Raw genomic sequence first — 18,807 nt, forward strand, 5'->3', positions numbered from 1 at the left:
GGTCATGATCGAGACCCTTCGCTGCCCTGGGCGACGGAGGGTCTCGATCGTCGTGGGCTGCCGATCATTAGGCTCGACCCATGACCGAAGCCTCGAATCCGCTGCTCCAGCCGTCAGAACTCCCGTACGGGCTCCCCGACTATCGCGCGATCAGGCCCGAGCACTATCTGCCTGCCTTCGAGGCCGCGTTTGCGGAGCACCTCCACGAGATCTCGCGCATCACCATGGTGCGTTCGATGCCGACGTTCGAGAACACGATCGAGGCGATCGAACGGTCGGGAGAGCTTCTCGACCGTGTGGCCCACGCGTTCTACACGGTGAGCTCCGCTGACGCGACGCCCGAGATCCAGGCGGTCGACGAGCAGCTCGCACCGTTGATGGCCGCTCACAATGACGCGGTGACTCTCGACGGCGCGCTGTACTGGCGGGTGCAGCAGGTGCACGCACACCTCGCGGAACTCGATCTCGACGACGAGCAGCGGTACCTGGTCGAGCGGCACCATCGAGAGATGACGCACGCCGGAGCCGCCCTCGACGACGAGGCGAAGGCCCGGCTCACTGCGCTGAACCAGCAGCTGTCGACGCTCGGCACCACGTTCGAACGCAATCTGCTGAACGACACGAACGACCTCGCGGTCGTGTTCGAGTCCGCAGACGAGCTCGCGGGGCTCAGCACGGGCGAGCTCTCGGCAGCGTCGCGCTCGGCCGCGGAGCGCGGCCTCGACGGGAAGTTCATCGTCTCGCTACCCCTGTTCACCGGTCCCCCCCACCTCGCGCAGCTGCGCGAGCGCGAGTCACGGCGGCGCATCATGGATGCCTCCCGGGCGCGAGCATCGCGCGACAATGCGAACGACAACCGGCCCGTGCTCCGAGAGATCGTGCGGCTTCGCGCCGAGCGCGCCGCGCTTCTCGGATATGACTCGCATGCCGCCTACGTCACGGCGGACGAGACCGCGGGTACACCCGAGGCTGTCGAGCGGATGCTGCGTGAGCTCGCCGCTCCGTCAGCGCGCAACGCCCGCGCTGAGCGGGATGCCCTGCAGACGATCGTCGACGAGACCGAGAACACGCCCTTCACCGTGGAAGCGCATGATTGGGCGTTCTACACCGAGAAGGTGCGCACCGCGCGCTACGACATCGACACGAGTGCGCTGCGACCGTGGTTCGAGGCCGAGCGGGTGCTGCAGGATGGCGTCTTCTTCGCCGCCACCGCACTCTACGGGGTCACCTTCAGCGAGAGGCACGACCTCGTCGCATACCACCCCGGCGCCCGCGTCTTCGAGGTGCACAACGCCGACGGCTCCGACCTCGGGCTGTACGTGCTCGACCTCTACACGCGCGACTCGAAGCGCGGTGGCGCGTGGATGAACCCGATCGTCAGCCAGTCGCGCCTTCGTGGCACTCTGCCGGTCGTGGTGAACAACCTCAACGTTCCGCTCCCCGGCGACGGCGAACCGACCCTTCTCACCCTCGACGAGGTCACCACACTGTTCCACGAGTTCGGCCACGCGCTGCACGGTCTCTTCGCGGTCGTGACCTACCCGCACTTCGCGGGAACCAACGTCTTCCGCGACTTCGTCGAGTTCCCCAGCCAGGTGAACGAGATGTGGATCCTCTGGCCCGAGGTGCTCGACAACTACGCCCGTCATCACGAGACCGGTGAGCCGCTCGACCCGGCGATCGTCGAACGCCTGCGCGCGACGGAGACCTTCAACCAGGGACACGACACGAGCGAGTATCTCGCGGCCGCCTGGCTCGACCAGGCATGGCACCGGGTGGGTCCTGAGGCCGATGTCGCCGATGTCGCCGCGTTCGAGGCTGCCGCGCTCGCCGACATCGGGCTCGGTGACCCGGTCGTGCCTACGCGCTATTCGTCGACGTACTTCGCACACGTGTTCTCGGGCGGGTACAGCGCCGGCTACTACTCGTACATCTGGAGCGAGGTGCTCGACGCCGACACCGTGGACTGGTTCCGAGAGAACGGCGGTCTCACGCGCGAGAACGGCGATCGGTTCCGCGCCCGACTCCTCGGGGTGGGCGGCTCGAGGAACCCGCTCGACGCCTACCGCGATTTCCGTGGACGCGACGCCGAGATCGCACCCCTGCTGAAGCGGCGCGGGCTCGATGCCTGATCGGCTCGATCGCATTCGGTCGGCATTCGATCAGCGCGCCGAGCGCTACGACGACAGCGCGATGCACCGGGGTGTGGCTGACACCGTGGCCCAGGGCCTCGACCTCGTCGGCGTCGAGACCATCGTGGATATCGCGACCGGCACCGGACTCGTGCTGCGCGCGCTGGACAGGTCCGGCAGTGCTTCAGGCATCCGCCTCGTCGGAGTGGACCTCTCTCCTGAGATGCTCCGCGTCGCGCGGCGCGAGCTTCCGTCCGCGGAGTGGATCGAGGCCGATGCGTCGCACCTGCCTCTCGCAGACGGATCCGTGGACATCGCCACGTGCGTCACCGCACTGCACATCATCCCTGATGTGTCCGCTGCCCTCGACGAGTGGGCGCGCGTGCTGCGGCCGGGCGGGCATCTCGTCACCGCGAGCTTCGCCTCCCCGCATCTGAGCGGCATCACATCGCCGACCTCCGCTCGCCCCTACCCGACGGATCACGACCCGTATGCCGATGCTGAGGCGATCGCCGCGACGTTCGCGCTGCATGGCTTCACCCTCGCGAGCCACACGACATGGACTGACGGGACGGACACGGTCCTGATCGCGGACTTCCTCAGCGCCGCCGGGTGAGAGTCCCGGCCGTGCCCCGCTGACGGTCAGCGGGGCAAGACGAAGGCCGCACGTTCTTCCTGCCGAGAACGGTCTCGCTGTCGACGACCAGCCAGGGCGCGGGAGTCGAACTCACGCGCTCTTGCGCTTGCGCTCCATCACGATCGTAGGAGGCGCACCCTCGTCGACGGCCGCACGGGTCACGATGACCTTGGCGACGTCCTCTGCAGAAGGGATCTCGAACATGATCGGACCGAGCACGTCTTCGAGGATCGCGCGGAGGCCGCGGGCGCCCGTCTTGCGCTCGACCGCGAGGTCGGCGATGGACCGCAGAGCGTCATCTTCGAATTCGAGCTGCACGCCGTCGAGCTCGAACATGCGCTGGTACTGCTTGACGAGCGCGTTGCGCGGGCCTGTGAGGATGTCGATGAGCGCGTCCTGGTCGAGCGGCGAGACGTTCGTGACGACCGGAAGGCGTCCGATGAACTCGGGAATGAGACCGAACTTGTGCAGGTCCTCCGGGAGGACTTCGCTGAACAGATCGAGGTCTTTGCCCTTGTCGTGCAGCGGGGCGCCGAAACCGATGCCGTGCTTGCCGACGCGTGCCGAGACGATGTCCTCGAGGCCGGCGAACGCGCCGGCGACGATGAACAGCACGTTCGAGGTGTCGATCTGCAGGAACTCCTGGTGCGGGTGCTTGCGTCCGCCCTGCGGCGGCACCGAGGCGACCGTGCCCTCGATGATCTTGAGCAGAGCCTGCTGCACCCCCTCGCCCGAGACATCACGGGTGATCGAGGGGTTCTCGGCCTTGCGGGCGATCTTGTCGACCTCGTCGATGTAGATGATGCCCTGTTCGGCGCGCTTGACGTCGTAGTCCGCGGCCTGGATCAGCTTGAGCAGGATGTTCTCGACATCCTCACCGACGTAACCGGCCTCGGTGAGCGCCGTGGCGTCAGCGACCGCGAACGGCACGTTCAGGCGCTTCGCGAGAGTCTGCGCGAGGTAGGTCTTTCCGCAGCCGGTCGGCCCGATGAGCAGGATGTTGCTCTTGGCGATCTCGACACTCTCGGCCTTCTGCTCGGCCGTCTGCAGGGTGCCGTGCGCACGGATGCGCTTGTAATGGTTGTAGACCGCGACGGCGAGAGCCTTCTTCGCGGGTTCCTGACCGACGACGTACTCCTCGAGGAACGAGAAGATCTCGCGGGGCTTGGGCAGCTCGAAATCTGCATTCCCCTCGGCGGAGGACTCGGCCATCCGCTCCTCGATGATCTCGTTGCACAGTTCGACGCATTCGTCGCAGATGTACACACCGGGTCCAGCGATGAGCTGCTGCACCTGCTTCTGGCTCTTTCCGCAGAACGAGCACTTGAACAGGTCAGCGCTTTCACCGATACGGGCCATGCGCGTCCTCCTAGGGGGATCCAGAGATCGTCTACTGAGCCTAACCGCTGCATCCGACACCGGGACGCATTGGCGCGGCGCGCGCATCTCGAGTCGATATCGACTCGCAGAGCGAGAGGCCCGCCCGCGCGATGCGCGGGCGGGCCTCTCAAGAACGTGCCGTCAGACCATGCTCTTCGTGTGCCACACGGTCTTGATCTCGGTGAAAGCGGCGATCCGCTCGAGTGACGCCGTGACCTCGCCGGGCGCGAGGACGCGCTTCAGCGTCTCCGCCGCGGCGATCTGCAGGTCCACCCATTCCAGCGCCCCCGCACCGGCGAGGTCGAGAGCATTGACGTCCTGGTGCGACGCGAGCCACGGTGCCATCTCCGCGGGCGATCCGGTGAGGACGTTGACCACTCCCCCCGGCACGTCGCTCGTTGCGAGCACCTCGGCGAGGCTGATCGCCGACAGCGGATGCCGCTCACTGGCGATCACGACGACCGCGTTGCCCGCAACGAGTGCGGGCGCCACGACCGACACGAGACCGAGCAGCGCGGAGTCCTGCGGTGCGACGATCGCGACGACACCGGTCGGTTCCGGAACCGAGATGTTGAAGTACGGCCCCGAGACCGGGTTCGCGTTGCCGGCGACCTGGGCGTACTTGTCGCACCAGCCCGCGTACCAGACCCAGAGGTCGATCGCCTCGTCGACCTGGGCTGCAGCAGTCGAGGCCGACACGCCTTCCTGTGCGGTGATCTCGTCGATGAACTGCGCTCGACGCCCCTCGAGCACCTCGGCGACCCGATACAGCACCTGTCCGCGGTTGTACGCGGTCGCACCCGACCAGCCCTTCACAGCGGCACGGGCGGCGACGACGGCGTCGCGGGCATCCTTGCGGGACGCCTGCGCGGCGTTGGCGAGGAACGTGCCCTTCGCCGAGAGCACCTCGTAGGTGCGGCCGGACTCGCTGCGCGGGAAGGCACCGCCGATGGCGAGCTTGTACGTCTTCGGAACACTGAGTCGCTTGCTCATGCTGCGGCTCCCTTCAGGTACGCGGTGAGGCCCTGACGTCCGCCCTCACGGCCGTATCCGGACTCCTTGTATCCGCCGAACGGGCTCGACGGGTCGAAACGGTTGAACGTGTTGGCCCACACGACTCCGGCGCGGAGACGGTCGGCCACGGCGAGGATGCGCGATCCCTTGTCCGACCAGATGCCGGCCGAGAGACCGTACGGCGTGTTGTTGGCCTTGGCGATCGCCTCGGCGGGCGTGCGGAAGGTCAGGACCGAGAGGACGGGACCGAAGACCTCATCGCGGGCGATGCGATGAGAGGCCTCGACACCGGTGAAGATCGTGGGCGCGAACCAGAACCCCTTGTCGGGGATCGCGCAGTCCGCAGTCCAGCGCTCCGCACCCTCGGCCTCGCCGATGTCGCTGAGCTCGCGGATACGCGCCAGCTGCGCTGCCGAGTTGATCGCACCGATGTCGGTGTTCTTGTCGAGAGGGTCACCGAGACGGAGCGTCGACAGGCGGCTCTTCAGACGATCGATGACCTCGTCGTGGATCGACTCCTGCACGAGCAGACGACTGCCCGCACAGCACACGTGCCCCTGGTTGAAGAAGATCCCGTTGACGATGCCCTCGATAGCCTGATCGATGGGCGCGTCATCGAACACGATGTTCGCGGCCTTGCCGCCGAGCTCGAGCGTGAGCCTCTTCGTGGTGCCGGCCACGGCACGGGCGATGTCACGGCCGACGCCGGTCGACCCCGTGAAGGCCACCTTGTCGACGTCCGGATGCCGCACGAGGGCGGCGCCGGTCGAGCCGGCACCGGTCACGATGTTGACCACACCTGCCGGAAGATCGGCCTGCTGCAGGATCTCCGCGAAGATCAGCGCCGTGAGCGGCGTGGTCTCGGCGGGCTTGAGCACGACGGTGTTGCCGGCGGCCAGGGCGGGAGCGAGCTTCCACGCCAGCATCAGCAGCGGGAAGTTCCACGGGATCACCTGACCCGCCACGCCGAGCGCGCGCGGGTTCGCACCGAGTCCGGCGTAGTCGAGCTTGTCGGCCCACCCCGCGTAGTAGAAGAACCAGGAGGCGACGAGAGGAACGTCGACGTCGCGGCTCTCCTTGATCGGCTTGCCGTTGTCGAGACTCTCGGCCACTGCGAGCTCGCGCGCCCGCTCCTGCACGAGGCGCGCGATCCGGAACAGGTACTTTCCCCGATCGCGGCCGCTCATCTTCGACCACGTCTTGTCGTACGCGCGTCGTGCGGCGGCGACGGCCCGGTCGACGTCCTCGTCGCTCGCCGAGGCGATCTCAGCGATACGGGTCTCGTCGGCCGGCGAGATGGTGGTGAAGCTCGAGCCCGACCCGTCGACGAACTCGCCGTCGATGAACAGACCGTAACTGTCCTTCAGGTTCAGGACTGCCTTCGACTCCGGAGCCGGAGCATATTCCAGGAATGACATATCGGGGTCCTAGTCGATCGTGACGTAGTCGGGGCCGGAGTAGTGGCCGGTGGTGAGCTTCTGACGCTGCAGGAGCACGTCGTTCAGCAGGCTCGACGCGCCGAAACGGAAGAGGTGCGGCTGAAGCCATTCCTCCCCCACGGTCTCGGCGACGGTGACGAGGTACTTCACGGCGTCCTTCGACGAGCGGATGCCGCCGGCCGGCTTCACCCCGATGCGCTCGCCCGTGCCGCGGTGCCAGTCACGCACGGTCTCGAGCATCAGCAGTGTCGTCGGAAGGGTGGCCGCGGGCTGCACCTTCCCCGTGGACGTCTTGATGAAGTCGCCGCCGGCGAGGATGCCGAGCCACGATGCCCGCTTGATGTTGTCGTAGGTGTTCAGCTCGCCGGTCTCGAGGATCACCTTGAGCGACGCGTACGAGCCGTCGGCACGACGGCACGCCTCCTTGACCTGCGCGATCTGATCGAAGACGAGGCCGTAGCGTCCGGAGAGGAACGCTCCGCGGTCGATGACCATGTCGATCTCGTCCGCACCGGCGGCGACCGCCTCGGCGGTATCGGCCAGCTTGATCGCCAGCGACGAGCGTCCGCTCGGGAAGGCCGTGGCGACGGCCGCGACCGAGATGAGTCCGTCGTCCGGGTCGCCGTGCAGAGAGCCGAGGGCCTCGACCGCGTCGCCCACCATGTCACCGTAGACGCAGACGGCGGCGACCTTCGGAGTCGACGGGTCGGCGGCATCCGGGTTCTTGGCCTTCGCGACGAGCGAACGCACCTTGCCGGGCGTATCCGAGCCCTCGAGGGTCGTGAGATCGATCAGTCTGATGATCGTGTCGAGGGCCCAGGCCTTCGACGTCGTCTTGATCGATCGCGTGCCGAGTCCGGCAGCGCGCTGCTCGAGACCGACCGCATCGACGCCGGGAAGGCCATGCAGGAAGCGGCGGAGTGTGGCGTCGTCCGGCTCACCGCCGAGAACGTCCACCGCCGATCTGCGGCTGAGTTCTTGGGTCGTCATCGTTCCTCCAACAATGCTCGTGCTGTGTTCTCATCTGTCACCAAAACGCTGCACAGGCCGCTGGTCACGACTGTACGCGCGATGTCATGCTTGGCGTCACCCGCGGTGACGAAGACCGCTCGGCTCGCTCCGCGAAGCCTGCCGAGATCGACCCCGACCGTCCGCGCATCGAGCTGCGGATCGACGATGTTGCCGTCGGCGTCGATGTATCGGCCGAGGACGTCTCCCACGGCCCCACGCCGCGACAGCTCCTCGACCTCGGACGCCGAGAGGTAGCCGTTCTCGACATGGGCCGAACTGGCGTCGCACGGTCCTGCCGTGAAGAGGAACGCCTGTGCGTCCGCGGCCTCTTCGAGCACGGCCGCGACGGTGCGGTCGGCCTCGATGGCCTGCTTGGTCTCGACGCGCTCGAGGATCGCGGGGCTCGGAAGCAGCGAGACCTGGCCCGAGGCGCGCTGCGCGATCGTGACGGCGAGACCGGCGGCTCCTCCCGACCTCCGGTTCAGGCTCACGCCCCCGTTCAGCTGCACGACGGTGACTCCGGTCGCCCAGCCGTCGGGCAGCGCCTCGGCCACGGCGCGCAGAGTGCGCCCCCAGCTCACGCCGAGGGTGCGGGGCACCGGGCGCATGGCCGTGAGGTAATCGGCGGCAGCCTGCGCGACGCGTTCGAGCGTTCCGTCGTCACCTTCGGGCGCCGGAACGACCACGGCTGCCGCGAGACCGTGTCGATCGACGAGCTCACGCTCGAGCCCGAGTCGGCGGGCACGGGGATGGATGATCTCGATGCGGACGATGCCTCGCTCGCGAGCCTGGATCAGCAGACGCCCGACCTTCCATCGGGAGAGCCCGAGGAGTGCTCCGATCTCGTCCTGCGTCTTCTCCTCGTCGTAGTACAACTCGGCGACGCGGACCATCGTCAGCTCGTCATCCACAGCATCCTCCTCGTTCTCAGAGTACGCGGGCTGCGGCTTTCGCGCATCCACGTGCTCATATGAGCAATCCTAGGAGATGATTCGCACATCTGCCGGAAACGACGAAAGGACGCCGGCCCGGAGGCCGACGTCCTTTCAGATGCGGGTGATCACATGCGCTTGCGCGAGGTGAGAACCTGATCGACGATGCCGTAGTCGAGCGCCTCGGCGGCCGACAGGATCTTGTCGCGGTCGATGTCACGGTTGACCTGCTCCACAGGCTTGCCCGTGTGGCGGGCCATGGCCTCTTCGAGCCAGGTGCGCATACGGAGGATCTCCGCCGCCTGGATCTCGATGTCGGATGCCTGACCGTGTCCGGCCTCCCCCATCGCCGGCTGGTGCATGAGCACACGGGCGTTGGGCAGAGCGAGACGCTTGCCGGGGTGTCCGGCGGCGAGCAGCACGGATGCGGCGGATGCCGCCTGGCCGAGCACGACCGTCTGGATCTGCGGCGCGACGTACTGCATCGTGTCGTAGATCGCCGTCATGGCCGTGAACGAGCCGCCGGGCGAGTTGATGTACATCGTGATGTCACGCTCGGAGTCCTGGCTCTCGAGCACGAGCAGCTGCGCCATGACATCGTCGGCCGACGCGTCGTCGACCTGCACGCCGAGGAAGATCACGCGGTCCTCGAACAGCTTGTTGTAGGGATCCTGGCGCTTGAAGCCGTACGCGGTGCGCTCCTCGAACTGAGGAAGCACGTAGCGGCTGGAGGGCAGGTTGCCGGCAGAGCGGAAGGTGGGTGTGTACATGAGAGTCCTTTCGCTTTCCGTTACTTGGTGTCCTGGTCGGTTCCGCCGCCGCCGACGACGTCGGTGGCCGAGTCGCGGATGTGGTCGACGAAGCCGTACTCGAGCGCCTCGTCAGCGGTGAACCAGCGGTCGCGGTCACCGTCTGCGTTGATCTGCTCGACGGACTTGCCGGTCTGCGAGGCCGTGATCTCGGCGAGGCGGTTCTTCATCGAGGTGATGAGCTGCGCCTGCGTCTGGATGTCGCTCGAGGTTCCGCCGAAGCCACCGTGCGGCTGGTGCAGCAGCACGCGGGCGTTGGGCGTGATGTAGCGCTTGCCCTTCGTGCCGGCCGTCAGCAGCAGCTGACCCATCGATGCGGCCATACCGATTCCGACCGTGACGATGTCGTTCGGCACGAACTGCATCGTGTCGTAGATCGCCATACCGGCAGTGATCGATCCACCGGGCGAGTTGATGTAGAGGTAGATGTCCTTCTCGGAGTCCTCTGCGGCGAGAAGGAGGATCTTCGCGCAGATCTCATTGGCGTTCTCGTCGCGCACCTCCGATCCCAGCCAGATGATGCGGTCCTTCAACAGCCTGTCGAAGACGCTCGTAGCGAGGAGGGGTTCTGCAGCCATGTCAGCTCCTGATTCCGTGTTTCAGTGATTCGAATCTACCGGCGACAACGCGGCGCCCAGGCCGTGTTCGCCGTCGGCATATCAACCGTCGAGCTCGGCGATCTCGTGGGCGTAGGCGGTCATGGAGCGGTGATACCGGGGCAGGTGCGGCACCAGGGCCAGCAATGCGACCGACAGTCCCTGCGCAGGCCTGCCCGCGCTCGCGAGGATCAGGGCGTGCACGGTCGCCACCGCGTCTCGGTACGGCCCGTCGGCGGAGAGCTCCCCCTCGGCGCGGATCACCTCGAGCGCCTCGTCGTACTGACCGAGGTTGCGCAGCGAGCTGGCCAGCTGGATCACGCACTGCGGGCGGTGCTCGTCATCGAGGCCGAGGGTGAGCGCGCGCCGATAGAGCCGCACGGCCTCAGCCGGCATCCCGGCGGAGTCCCTGGCACCGGCTCGCTCGAACTCCGCACGCGCATCGTCTGAGCTACGCTCGGCAGCCAGTGCGTCGATTCGGGCGATGGTGTCGGCGCCGACCTCCTCGCCCGACGCATCGGCCCACACCTCGTCGATGCGCTCATCCCAGGTCTTCGTCATGTCCTCGCTCCTCTTCCGGTCCGGTGACGAGAAAGGGGCGGATGCCTCAGCATCCGCCCCTTCCTCAGAGATCGTGTTCGGTCACTCAGCCTTGTCGGCCGCCTTCTTGGCCGGAGCCTTCTTGGCAGCGGGCTTCTTCGCAGCGGGCTTCTCGGCAGCCTCGGCGTCGTCGGCCTTCTTCGCCGGAGCCTTCTTGGCAGCCGGCTTCTTCGCAGCGGGCTTCTCCGCAGCCTCGGCGTCGTCGGCCTTCTTCGCAGCGGCCTTCTTGGCGGGCGCCTTCTTGGCCGGCTTCTCCTCGGCGGGAGCCTCGGTCTCGGCCTCGTCGTCGGTCACGACGAAGTCGGACAGATCGACGGCCTTGCCGTTGGTGTCGACGACCTTCACCTTGCCGAGCGCGATGGCGAGGGCCTTGTTGCGGGCGACCTCACCGACGAGAGCCGGGAGCTGGTTCGAGGACTGCAGCGCCTCGACGAACTCCTGAGGCGCCATGCCGTACTGCGATGCGGACTGGATGAGGTACTGCGAGAGCTCCTCCTGGGAGACCTGCACGTCAGCCTGCTCGGCGATCGTGTCGAGCAGCACCTGCGTGCGGAACTGCTTCTCGCTCGCCTCGGTCACCTCGGCACGGTGCACGTCGTCTTCGAGGCGGTTCTCGCCCTCGAGGTGGTTGTGCACCTCGTCTTCGATGAGCTGCGGCGGGACCGGGATCTCGATCTGCTCGAGAAGCGTCTCGACGAGCTTGTCGCGCGCGGCGGAGCCCTGCGTGAAGACGCCCTGCTGTGCGACGCGCTCGGCGAGACTCTCGCGGAGCTCGGCGATCGTGTCGAACTCGCTGGCGATCTGCGCGAAGTCGTCGTCGGCCTCGGGGAGCTCGCGCTCCTTGACGGCCTTGACGCTCACGGAGACCTCGGCCTCGGAGCCGGCGTGGTCGCCGCCCACGAGAGCCGAGCGGAACGTGGTGTCCTCACCGGCGGTCAGCGACTCGATGGCATCGTCGATGCCCTCGAGCAGCTCGCCCGAGCCGACCTCGTACGAGACGCCCTCGGCGCGGTCGATCTCGGCGCCGTCGATGGTGGCGACGAGGTCGAGCTCGACGAAGTCACCCTTCGCGGCGGGACGGTCGACGGGAACCAGCGTGCCGAACCGGGCACGGAGCTTCTCGATCTCCTCGTCGAGTGCGGCGTCGTCAGCCTCGACGGCGTCGACCGTCAGGGTGATGCCGTCGTACGCGGGGATCTCGATCTCGGGGCGGACATCCACCTCGATGTCGACGAGGAGGTCTCCGGAGAAGTCCTTCTCGTTCGGCCACTGGGTGATCTCGGCCGCGGGGCGGCCGACGATGCGCAGCTTGTGCTCGGCGGTCGCCTCGCGGAAGAACTTGTCGAGGCCTTCGTTGACCGCGTGCTCGATGACCGCGCCGCGTCCGATGCGCTGGTCGATGATCGGTGCCGGGACCTTGCCCTTGCGGAAGCCGGGGATCTGGACGTCCTGAGCGATGTGCTCATAGGCGTGCGAGATGCTGGGCTTGAGGTCGTCGGGGGTGACCGTGATGCTGAGCTTGACCCGGGTCGGGGTCAGCTTCTCGACGGTGCTGTTCGCCATGCTGGTGTGTTCTCCTTGTGGTTTCCGCGCTGAATCGCGGCTGTCAGGCCGTTCGAGCCGTGTCGGGGCGACAGGAGTTGAACCTGCGACCTCCCGCTCCCAAAGCGGGCGCTCTACCAAACTGAGCTACGCCCCGGGGAATCTGCACGCAGATTCAGCCCCACCGAGTCTAACGGACATGAGCACGTCCGACAGTCCGCTATGATCGATGAGTCGGCACAGTTCCTCCGGGTTCACCGCCGACATCGGGGCTGTAGCTTAGTGGTAAAGCCTCTGTCTTCCAAACAGATGATGCGAGTTCGATTCTCGTCAGCCCCTCCGACGAAAAGGCCCCCGCGATGCGGGGGCCTTTCTGCGTTGTCACATCCTCCAGATCAGGCACATCTGGCAGAGTCTCAGTACGCAGGTTCCCCTCGGAGGTCCATCGCATGACCGCACCCGTCGACGTGGTCCGCTCCGCCAGCGGCAGCCATTCGCTCCCCGTGCGTTTCACGAGCGCGGTGGGCGGGTCACCGCGACCCCGCCGCGCGCGCACCGGAGCCGTCGTAGGCGTCCTCACCGTGGCGGTCGCGGCGGTCATGGTCGGCGCGATCCAGATCACGGCGAACATCGGCTATGACGAAGCGCGTGCCGGCTTCGACGACGCCCTGGCTTCCACCGAGAGCAGCGCGACCGTCGTTCGGCAGGACGTGGAGGAGCTCACTGCGGATGCCGACGTCGCAGAACTGCTCGTGCAGACGGACTCGGGCATACTCGCCCTCCCCTCCACACGAGACGAGCTGTCCGCTGCAGCGACCGCGGCCGACGAGGTCTCGGGGCCGGCACAGGACCTGCTCGGCGCCGATCTTCCCGTCGCCGGGCCGAAGCCCGACGCGTTCTGGGACCTCTTCGCCGCATCGAGTGAACTCGCCGCGCAGACGGGTGATCTTCAGAGACTCGACCGTGATCTCGGCGACGTGGCACCATCGATCGCTGACACGGCCACACGTGTGACGGACGCCGGTATCGCTCTCCTCGCTTCGGCAGCCGAAGCCGCTCCGGCTTTCGAAGCCGCGCACCTGTCGGCGAAGAACGACGCCGTGGTCGCGCTCCGCAACGCGGCGTCGGCCGCATCCCTCACCACCGCGCTCGATGAGTCCGCCGTCGGCGCGCTGGTGGCGATGCAGGATGCTGCGGCCCAGGTCGTGGCGACCGAACAGGTCGAGCTCGCCGAGAAGTCCGGACCGCTGGAAGGGGCCCGCCTGGAGATCGAGGCCTTCGCGCGCTCGCTGGCACCCGGGGTGCTGCTGGAGTTCGACTGGAATCAGATCGTGAACGGCGCCGGATACAACGGCAGCATGGGCGGTCTCACGCGATGGTGGTGGGACGACCCCGATCGCGCGACGATCGAGCTGTCGAACTCGGTGGCCGAGCAGTGGCCGTCCGAGCGCAGCCGGGCACTCGTCGCGCATGAGGTCGGCCACGCGATCAGTGTCAAGTGCGAGGACATGTACGACTCCTCGACACAGGACAGCATCGAGAAGTGGGCCACCGCGTGGGCCATCAGCATGGGGTTCACCGACGACGCGAACGGGGTCTGGGCGTACGGCTACCCTCCGCAGTCCTACATCGACGCCGCCTACGGCTGCCGCTGACGTGGGCTCTGAGCACAGCGGGCACAGAAGAAGCCGCCGCGAACGGATCGCGGCGGCTCCATCATGAGCTCAGATCGAGGTCACTGACCCCGACGTTCGCGCAGCTGAGTGAGCGCGTCCTCGAGGAGCTGGACGGCTTCCTCGTCGGTACGACGCTCCTTCACATACGCGAGGTGAGTCTTGTACGGCTCGGTCTTGGCGAGCGCAGGAGGATTCTCCTTGTCGCGACCGGCCGGGAGCCCGGACTGCGGGTGATCGATCGTCTCGGGGATCTCCTCCTCCGGCAGGCCGGCGGCGAAGTAGCGGACCGTCTCATTGCCGAGACCGTCCCAGTAGGAGACCGCGATGCGGTCGGCGTGGTAGCCGTGGTCCTGTTCGCCCATGGGGCCGGAACCGACGCGGGTCCCACGAATGGCGTTTCCACCGGTAGCCATCAGATCACCTCGAACTTCGTGATGAGACCGAGCGCGACGATCGCCACGAACCACGCCAGGGCGAGGATCACCGTGAAGCGATTGAGGTTGCGCTCTGCGAGGCCGGAGGATCCGACCGCCGATGTCATGCCTCCGCCGAACATGTCGGACAGGCCGCCACCGCGACCCTTGTGGAGCAGGATGAGGAGAGTCAGCAGGACGCTGGTGATACCCAGCACGACCTGCAGGACGAACTCGAGAATTTCCACGAGGAAGAGCCTTTCGCTGGGGCAGGATTGCCCCGGTAACGGTCAAGTATACGGTGCGGCGGGGCCGGAGCCCCGCCGCACGCGCTCACACGCCGACGTGCTTCTCGAAGCGGATGATCGCCGCGAACTCGTCGACGACGAGGCTCGCGCCTCCGACGAGTGCGCCGTCGACATCGGGCTCACGCATGAAGCTGGCGATGTTCGCAGCCTTGACCGATCCGCCGTACAGGATCCGGGTGCGCGCCGCAGCGTCGTCACCCAGCACCTTGGCGATGACGGTGCGCAGTGCGGCGCAGACGTCCTGCGCCTGCTGCGGCGTCGCCGCCTGGCCAGAGCCGATGGCCCAGACAGGCTCGTACGCCACGACGATGTCCGCGTCCTTCGACAGGCCCTGCAGGGCCGCCTCGAGCTGCCCGGCGGGCACGGCGCTGGCGCCGAACTTCTCGAGATCCTCAGCCGTCTCGCCCACGCAGATGACCGGCGAGAGGCCGTGCTTCAGCGCCGCCTTCGTCTTCGCGGCGACGACGTCATCCGACTCCGCGTGATACTCGCGGCGCTCGGAGTGTCCGATGATGACGTACTTCGCGTCGAGCTTGGCGAGGAAGGCTCCCGACACCTCACCGGTGTAGGCACCGGAGTCGTGGGCCGAGATGTCCTGCGCGCCGAGCGCGAAGGGGATCTTGTCCGCGTCGATCAGCGTCTGCACGCTGCGGATGTCGGTGAAGGGCGGGAAGACCGCGACCTCGACCGACCCGTCCTCGTGCTTCGCGTCCTTCAACGTCCAGTGCAGCTTCTGCACGAACGCGACCGCCTGCAGGTGGTCGAGGTTCATCTTCCAGTTTCCCGCGATCAGCGGGGTACGGGCGTTCAGGCCCATCCGAGCACCTCCAGGCCGGGTAGTTTCTTGCCCTCGAGGAACTCGAGGCTGGCGCCGCCACCGGTCGAGATGTGACCGAAGCGATCGTCGGCGAATCCGAGCTGGCGCACCGCCGCGGCGGAGTCGCCGCCGCCGACGACGCTCAGGCCGTCGACCTCGGTGAGCGCCTGCGCGACGGCCTTCGTTCCCTGCGCGAACGCCGGGAACTCGAACACGCCCATCGGGCCGTTCCAGAACACGGTCTTCGAGCCGCGGATGACCTCCGCGAACCGCGCGGCCGTCTCAGGTCCGATGTCGAGGCCGATCCCGGACGAACCGAAAGCGGTGCTCTCGATCGCGTCAGCGGCGGTGACCTCGTGGTCGGCATCCGCCGAGAACGACGACGCCACGACGACATCGGTCGGGAGCACGAGCTCGACGCCGCGCTTCTCGGCCTCGGCGATGTAGCCGCGAACGGTCTCGAGCTGGTCCTCTTCGAGCAGGCTGGATGCCACGGCGTGGCCCTGAGCCTTCAGGAAGGTGAACAGCATGCCGCCGCCGACGAGGATGCGGTCGACGCGCGGCAGCAGGTGCGAGATCACTCCGAGCTTGTCGCTCACCTTCGACCCGCCGAGCACGACCGCGTACGGGCGCTGCGGGTTCTCGGTGAGGCGGTCGAGCACGTCGAGCTCGGCTGCGATGAGCAGACCGGCGGCGGACGGCAGCAGCTCGGCGAGGTCGTAGACGCTCGCCTGCTTGCGGTGCACGACACCGAAACCGTCGGAGACGAGCACGTCGCCGAGCTCTGCGAGCCGAGCCGCGAAGGCGCCGCGCTCGGCGTCGTCCTTCGAGGTCTCCCCCGGGTTGAACCGCAGGTTCTCGATGACGACGATGCCGCCGTCCTCCAGCGAGGACACGGCCTCCTGAGCGGACTCGCCGACGGTGTCGCGCGCGAACGCGACCGGCTTGCCGAGCAGCTCGGACAGGCGCTGGGCGACCGGCTCGAGGCTGTACTGCGGGTCGGGCGCACCGTCGGGGCGTCCGAGGTGCGAGCACACGACGACGCGGGCGCCCGCGTTGATCAGTGCATTGAGGGTCGGCAACGAGGCGCGGACACGGCCATCGTCCGTGATGATCCCATCCCGCAGGGGGACGTTGAGATCACAACGGACGATGACGCGCTTGCCCTCGAGCGAACCCAGTGAATCCAGGGTGCGCAGAGTCATGGGAGGTGTCTCAGAGACGCTCTGCCACGTACTCGGTCAGGTCGACGAGACGGTTGGAGTAGCCCCACTCGTTGTCGTACCAGCTGGAGACCTTGACCAGGTTGCCGCTGACGTTGGTCAGCGTCGCGTCGAAGATCGACGAGTGCGGGTTGTGCACGATGTCGCTCGAGACGATCTGGTCTTCGTTGTACTGCAGGAAGCCGGCGAGGCGTCCGTCGGCAGCAGCCTTCTTGTAGGCCTCGTTGACCTCGTCGACCGTGAGGTTCTCGCGGTCGGTGATCAGCGTGAGGTCGACGATCGAGCCGGTGGGAACCGGGACGCGGTACGACGAGCCGCTGAGCTTGCCCTGGAGTTCGGGCAGAACCTCGCCGATCGCCTTGGCAGCACCGGTCGAGGCCGGCGTGATGTTGATCGCGGCGGCGCGGGCACGGCGCAGGTCGCTGTGCGGGCCGTCCTGCAGGTTCTGGTCAGCGGTGTACGCGTGCGCCGTCATCATGAAGCCGCGGTCGATGCCGAAGGCGTCGTTGAAGACCTGCGCCAGCGGTGCGAGGCAGTTGGTCGTGCAGGACGCGTTGGAGATGATGTGGTCGGTCTCCGGGTTGTACGTGTCCTCGTTCACGCCCATGACGAACGTGCCGTCGACGCCGGTTCCCGGTGCCGAGATGAGGACCTTCTTGGCGCCTGCCTCGATGTGCTTCTTGGCGAGCTCGGCCTTGGTGAAGAAGCCGGTCGACTCGATGACGATGTCGACGCCCAGCTCGCCCCACGGGAGGCCGGCGGGGTCGCGCTCGGCGAACGCCTTGATCGCCTTGCCGTTGACCGTGATGCTCTCGTCGTCGTAGCTGATGTCAGCGTCGAGGACGCCGCCCACGGAGTCGTACTTCAGAAGGTGGGCAAGGGTCTTGTTGTCGGTGAGGTCGTTGACCGCGACGATCTCGATGTCCGCTCCCTGCGCGAGAGCCGCGCGGAAGTAGTTGCGTCCGATGCGGCCGAAGCCGTTGATACCGATCTTGACAGACACTCAGGTCTCCCTGTTTCTCGTGCGCGGTGCGCAGCAAAAGTGCATACGCGATGCGCGGGGGTTTTTGGCTGAGATGGCGTCCCGACGAGACTGAGCCCGTCGGGACGCGACCCGATTACGACAGTACCAGCAGGCCGTTCGTCTTCTCGCGGGCGACCTCGAAGCGCTGGGCCACGTTCTCCCAGTTGGCGATGTTCCAGGCGGCCTTGACGTAGTCGGCCTTCACGTTGAGGTAGTCGAGGTAGAAGGCGTGCTCCCACATGTCGAGCTGGAACAGGGGCACGGTGCCCTGAGCCGTGTTCGACTGCTGGTCGAACAGCTGCTGGATGATCAGGCGCTGACCGATCGAGTCCCAGCTGAGCACCGACCAGCCGGAGCCCTGGATGCCGAGCGCGTTGGCGGTGAAGTGAGCCTGGAACTTCTCGAACGAGCCAAAGAACTCGTCGATGGCGGCCTTGAGCTCGCCTTCGGGCTGTCCACCGCCGGTGGGCGACAGGTTGGTCCAGAAGATGGAGTGGTTGACGTGACCGCCGAGGTTGAACGCGAGGTCCTTCTCGAGCTTGTTCACGTTGGCCAGGTTGCCGGTCTCACGAGCCTCGGCGAGCTGCTCGAGTGCCGTGTTCGCGCCCGCGACGTAGGTCGCGTGGTGCTTGTCATGGTGCAGCTCCATGATCTTGCCGCTGATGTGCGGCTCCAGTGCTGCGAAGTCATACGGAAGGTCGGGGAGCGTGTAGGTCGCCATATCGCTTTCATCCAATCCGCGCCGCGCCGCGGCGCTTGCCGATCCTCCGCGCCACCGAAGTGCGGTGCGGAGCGGACGTAACTCATCCTAGTGACGACAACGCGTCGTCGACCCTGATCCTTCCCCGATATGACGAAGCGAGGCGACCCCTTGACAGGGATCGCCTCGCTGGTGTCCACGGACGTCTCAGACGTCGAGTCCGGCGGGGACCGCGGCCTCCGTGCCGGGGATGCCCTCCTGCTGCGCGCGCTTGTCGGCCATCGCCAGGAGGCGGCGGATGCGACCGGCGACGGCGTCCTTGGTCATCGGCGGGTCGGCGTGGTGGCCCAGCTCGTCGAGGCTGGCGTCGCGATGAGCGAGACGCAGCTCGCCTGCGACCTTGAGGTGGTCGGGCACGTCGTCCGCGAGGATCTCGAGAGCCCGCTCGACCCGGGCGCACGCGGCGACCGCGGCCTGCGCCGAACGGCGGAGGTTGGCGTCGTCGAAGTTGACCAGGCGGTTGACCCCCGCGCGCACCTCGCGGCGCTGACGCA

The 18,807-nt window shown here is 67.1% G+C and carries 19 protein-coding genes and 2 tRNA genes; 4 read left to right on the forward strand and 17 right to left on the reverse strand.

Annotated features, from left to right (window positions below; all coding sequences use genetic code 11):
• The first annotated feature begins 80 nt into the window (after nucleotides 1–80).
• Both RTM68_RS02170 and RTM68_RS02175 read left to right on the forward strand, forming a co-directional pair.
• On the forward strand, nucleotides 81–2,132 hold the full coding sequence (locus RTM68_RS02170) for a M3 family metallopeptidase (protein ID WP_312167858.1): 2,052 nt from the start codon (nucleotides 81–83) through the stop codon (nucleotides 2,130–2,132).
• Nucleotides 2,133–2,205: 73 nt separating this feature from the next.
• Complete coding sequence (locus RTM68_RS02175; RefSeq protein WP_312167859.1) at nucleotides 2,206–2,748, forward strand: class I SAM-dependent methyltransferase; 543 nt, start codon at nucleotides 2,206–2,208, stop codon at nucleotides 2,746–2,748.
• A gap of 111 nt (nucleotides 2,749–2,859) precedes the next feature.
• Here RTM68_RS02175 and clpX read toward each other — a convergent pair whose 3' ends face one another.
• The 10 genes from clpX to RTM68_RS02225 all read right to left on the reverse strand — a co-directional run bounded on the left by clpX (nucleotide 2,860) and on the right by RTM68_RS02225 (nucleotide 12,249).
• Entirely contained in the window at nucleotides 2,860–4,128 is a 1,269-nt protein-coding gene (gene clpX, locus RTM68_RS02180; RefSeq protein WP_312167860.1) for an ATP-dependent Clp protease ATP-binding subunit ClpX, read from the reverse strand.
• Between the two features lie 162 nt (nucleotides 4,129–4,290).
• Nucleotides 4,291–5,142 (reverse strand): aldehyde dehydrogenase family protein, encoded by an 852-nt coding sequence (locus RTM68_RS02185; protein ID WP_312167862.1) that lies wholly within the window; start codon nucleotides 5,140–5,142, stop codon nucleotides 4,291–4,293.
• Nucleotides 5,139–6,581 (reverse strand): aldehyde dehydrogenase family protein, encoded by a 1,443-nt coding sequence (locus tag RTM68_RS02190; protein ID WP_312167864.1) that lies wholly within the window; start codon nucleotides 6,579–6,581, stop codon nucleotides 5,139–5,141. Before RTM68_RS02190 ends, RTM68_RS02185 begins: the two co-directional genes overlap by 4 nt.
• Before the next feature lie 9 nt (nucleotides 6,582–6,590).
• Complete coding sequence (deoC, locus tag RTM68_RS02195) at nucleotides 6,591–7,592, reverse strand: deoxyribose-phosphate aldolase (protein ID WP_312167866.1); 1,002 nt, start codon at nucleotides 7,590–7,592, stop codon at nucleotides 6,591–6,593.
• Nucleotides 7,589–8,524 (reverse strand): sugar-binding domain-containing protein, encoded by a 936-nt coding sequence (locus RTM68_RS02200; RefSeq protein WP_312167867.1) that lies wholly within the window; start codon nucleotides 8,522–8,524, stop codon nucleotides 7,589–7,591. The genes deoC and RTM68_RS02200 overlap by 4 nt, the downstream gene beginning before the upstream one ends.
• A 149-nt stretch (nucleotides 8,525–8,673) precedes the next feature.
• Entirely contained in the window at nucleotides 8,674–9,315 is a 642-nt protein-coding gene (locus tag RTM68_RS02205; RefSeq protein WP_312167869.1) for an ATP-dependent Clp protease proteolytic subunit, read from the reverse strand.
• Between the two features lie 20 nt (nucleotides 9,316–9,335).
• Complete coding sequence (locus RTM68_RS02210; protein ID WP_194763381.1) at nucleotides 9,336–9,932, reverse strand: ATP-dependent Clp protease proteolytic subunit; 597 nt, start codon at nucleotides 9,930–9,932, stop codon at nucleotides 9,336–9,338.
• 81 nt (nucleotides 9,933–10,013) lie between these two features.
• Complete coding sequence (locus RTM68_RS02215) at nucleotides 10,014–10,511, reverse strand: tetratricopeptide repeat protein (protein WP_312167871.1); 498 nt, start codon at nucleotides 10,509–10,511, stop codon at nucleotides 10,014–10,016.
• 81 nt (nucleotides 10,512–10,592) lie between these two features.
• Nucleotides 10,593–12,113: a trigger factor gene (tig, locus tag RTM68_RS02220; protein ID WP_312167872.1), complete on the reverse strand. Its 1,521-nt coding sequence runs from the start codon at nucleotides 12,111–12,113 to the stop codon at nucleotides 10,593–10,595.
• A 62-nt stretch (nucleotides 12,114–12,175) separates the two neighbouring features.
• A tRNA-Pro gene (locus tag RTM68_RS02225) sits at nucleotides 12,176–12,249 on the reverse strand.
• Nucleotides 12,250–12,360: 111 nt separating this feature from the next.
• On the opposite strand from RTM68_RS02225, the gene RTM68_RS02230 reads away from it, so the two are divergent.
• Nucleotides 12,361–12,431 (forward strand) — tRNA-Gly (locus tag RTM68_RS02230).
• Between the two features lie 110 nt (nucleotides 12,432–12,541).
• Complete coding sequence (locus tag RTM68_RS02235) at nucleotides 12,542–13,747, forward strand: hypothetical protein (RefSeq protein ID WP_312167874.1); 1,206 nt, start codon at nucleotides 12,542–12,544, stop codon at nucleotides 13,745–13,747.
• Nucleotides 13,748–13,827: 80 nt separating this feature from the next.
• On the opposite strand, the gene RTM68_RS02240 is transcribed toward RTM68_RS02235, so the two are convergent.
• The 7 genes from RTM68_RS02240 to whiA all read right to left on the reverse strand — a co-directional run.
• Nucleotides 13,828–14,181, reverse strand: a complete 354-nt coding sequence (locus RTM68_RS02240) for an RNA polymerase-binding protein RbpA (protein WP_194763385.1) — start codon at nucleotides 14,179–14,181, stop codon at nucleotides 13,828–13,830.
• The gene (gene secG, locus RTM68_RS02245) at nucleotides 14,181–14,429 is read right to left on the reverse strand and encodes a preprotein translocase subunit SecG (RefSeq protein ID WP_194763386.1); all 249 of its coding nucleotides are present in this window, start codon (nucleotides 14,427–14,429) and stop codon (nucleotides 14,181–14,183) included. Before secG ends, RTM68_RS02240 begins: the two co-directional genes overlap by 1 nt.
• Nucleotides 14,430–14,514: 85 nt before the next feature.
• On the reverse strand, nucleotides 14,515–15,306 hold the full coding sequence (gene tpiA, locus RTM68_RS02250; protein WP_312167875.1) for a triose-phosphate isomerase: 792 nt from the start codon (nucleotides 15,304–15,306) through the stop codon (nucleotides 14,515–14,517).
• Complete coding sequence (locus RTM68_RS02255) at nucleotides 15,297–16,511, reverse strand: phosphoglycerate kinase (RefSeq protein WP_312167877.1); 1,215 nt, start codon at nucleotides 16,509–16,511, stop codon at nucleotides 15,297–15,299. Before RTM68_RS02255 ends, tpiA begins: the two co-directional genes overlap by 10 nt.
• Before the next feature lie 10 nt (nucleotides 16,512–16,521).
• A complete protein-coding gene (gene gap / locus RTM68_RS02260; RefSeq protein ID WP_201470075.1) occupies nucleotides 16,522–17,532 on the reverse strand; it encodes a type I glyceraldehyde-3-phosphate dehydrogenase in 1,011 nt (336 codons plus the stop codon).
• Nucleotides 17,533–17,647: 115 nt separating this feature from the next.
• Complete coding sequence (locus RTM68_RS02265) at nucleotides 17,648–18,274, reverse strand: superoxide dismutase (protein ID WP_194763390.1); 627 nt, start codon at nucleotides 18,272–18,274, stop codon at nucleotides 17,648–17,650.
• Between the two features lie 186 nt (nucleotides 18,275–18,460).
• Nucleotides 18,461–18,807 (reverse strand): DNA-binding protein WhiA (whiA, locus tag RTM68_RS02270; protein WP_312167880.1); only part of this gene is annotated, 347 nt, incomplete at its 5' end.

Source organism: Microbacterium sp., assembly GCF_031988965.1.
Lineage (GTDB): Bacteria > Actinomycetota > Actinomycetes > Actinomycetales > Microbacteriaceae > Microbacterium.